The organism is Caldalkalibacillus salinus (genome assembly GCF_016745835.1).
Taxonomy (GTDB): Bacteria; Bacillota; Bacilli; order Caldalkalibacillales; family JCM-10596; genus Caldalkalibacillus_A; species Caldalkalibacillus_A salinus.
In genome coordinates, this window is the sequence record NZ_JAERVL010000002.1 from 1 (window position 1) to 1,974 (window position 1,974).

3 protein-coding genes are annotated in these 1,974 nt (G+C 36.7%); 2 read left to right on the plus strand and 1 reads right to left on the minus strand.

What is annotated here, in order from left to right; genetic code table 11:
- Together JKM87_RS03700 and JKM87_RS03705 are read left to right on the plus strand one after the other, a co-directional pair.
- The coding region (locus JKM87_RS03700; RefSeq protein ID WP_202078102.1) for a hypothetical protein at positions 1-757 on the plus strand (757 nt) is incomplete at its 5' end.
- A 184-nt stretch (positions 758-941) separates the two neighbouring features.
- Positions 942-1,211 (plus strand): hypothetical protein, encoded by a 270-nt coding sequence (locus tag JKM87_RS03705; protein ID WP_474001478.1) that lies wholly within the window; start codon positions 942-944, stop codon positions 1,209-1,211.
- On the opposite strand, the gene arr is transcribed toward JKM87_RS03705, so the two are convergent.
- Complete coding sequence (gene arr / locus JKM87_RS03710; RefSeq protein ID WP_202078106.1) at positions 1,208-1,624, minus strand: NAD(+)--rifampin ADP-ribosyltransferase; 417 nt, start codon at positions 1,622-1,624, stop codon at positions 1,208-1,210. The two genes, JKM87_RS03705 and arr, sit on opposite strands and share 4 nt — an antisense overlap.
- Positions 1,625-1,974 lie beyond the last annotated feature (350 nt).

Here is a 1,974-nt window from a genome sequence, read left to right on the forward strand (position 1 = left end):
TCAACATAACATGATCACTGACATCAACGGTCAATCGGAACAAATTCGCCATGTATTAAATGAATTCAAAGAGGAACAGAGCTTGCTCGGCCAGGTTGAGAGGAATGTCGATCTGGACGCGATAGATCAAGCGGGGCTAACCTATACGTGGCGGGTCAAGGAGCTGAAACCTGGTTCGGAAGTCGTCTTTCATTATGCTTATGGTCATTCTGATGAGTTCACCTCTCTACCAGCAGAAGAGCTCCAACAAGGGCTGTTTCAAGCAATCCTTCCGTTAGAGGTGGACATGGAGCCCCAATGGAAGGTTAATGAATACACGGCGAATCAATGGCATGCGGTCGAGGAAGATGAGGTGTCTATAGAACTGGATCAAACGGATCAAACTACTTTCAGGTACTTTATATCTGTCACCAATGATGACATGGTCAGGAATGGAGATATTCAAACAGAACATTTAGATCATGTAGAAACGAGCAAATATGGGCATATCCAAACGGATATCCTCGTGGATGAGGATGACTTTGCCGTTAGCCTCTCATATTATACTATATCAATGCAGAGGATTGAAAAAGCTTCTCTTTTAATGTATGAGGGTAATACATTGATTGATGAGCGAGATATTGAAAGGGTTGAGCTAAGGTCACCTGATGAGCACTTTCAATTATTCCAATTGGAACAACTGAAGCCGTACGAGCAGGCGCGTCATGTGATCAAAGTCCGCTACAGTGATGGAAAGACGTTTGAAAAAGAAATTTAACTAACAGGATTCGTTTGTTCTAAGAAAAAAGGACATTATATATGACACATATGGTGGATATAAACTGTCCTTTCATTACCAATTTTTATAGTAAACATAATATATTAGATTAGGATAAAATTGGGGTTATGGGGAAGGTCCTATATCATTATAGTAGCCCTCTGGCAATGGTGAGGCTGTAACTGTGAATGGACGTCCAGCTATTATGATGGATCGTTTTGCTCAAGGATCCAAAGATATTGTGCGATCAATAGACGGTAAGGCAACCATTGTAAGTGACTCATCGTTATTAAACCAAAGAAGTATTGACGATTTAACACACATTCGAAATACCATGGGTGGAGAAGAATGTCAAAACCCATTCGTTACACTCTGTCTTTTTACGCAAATGGCGAATAACATAACTGTCCCAACAACTCTTTTTAATTATGATTTTATAGATGTTAAAGATTAATCATCTATTACAGCATTTCCTTGTTCTTGTAATTTTTTTAAAGATGTAAGCATATGATTTATTTCTTCATCGGAATGTCTTTCCCATGAGCTTAATTCAGCAAGTATTTTCAAAGGAGATTTAGACCTATAAGAACGTGTTGGGTTTCCAGGAAATTTTTTGTCAGTTAAGTTCGGATCATTTTCAAAATCACCTAATGGTTCTACAATGTAGATTCTTTCTTCTGAATTAGATGTTGCTAATTCAGCACCCCATTTTGCAGCATCTAATGTTGCTGTGAAATATATATGGTTAGATTTTTTGTCTTGGTAATTAGATAAGTGTTGCGGTTCTAATAGATCTCCAATTTTTAGTTCTGCTTTAGTACCATGAAAGAAAGGACCATTATCTAAGACATTTTTATTGTCATTCATACTGACACACCCCTTATATTTTCATATTTGTATAAATCAGTATACGACAGGAACAATAGGAATTGAAGTCTATAAATCATTTATAATTAATAGTATAATGTAAGTAGAGGGATGATTTTGAACGATAAATACCTATTATCTACGCTTTTAAGGTTGCAGGGGTTTTATGGACTGACATATAAGTTTTGTACATAAAAAACGATATTTAATCAATCCTGACCCAATATTTGAAGAACGTCATTTGACTATTATAGGGCTTTGAAAATATAGGCGATAATTAAATGAAAAAAAGCCACCATTAGTCAGGTGTGGTATTATCCCCTTAGAGTAGACAGTGTAAAAAAGCCCAC

What these genes read in the sequence shown, in the direction of transcription:
- arr (WP_202078106.1), bottom strand. Translation starts at nt 1,624, where the DNA reads ATGAATGACAATAAAAATGTCTTAGATAATGGTCCTTTCTTTCATGGT.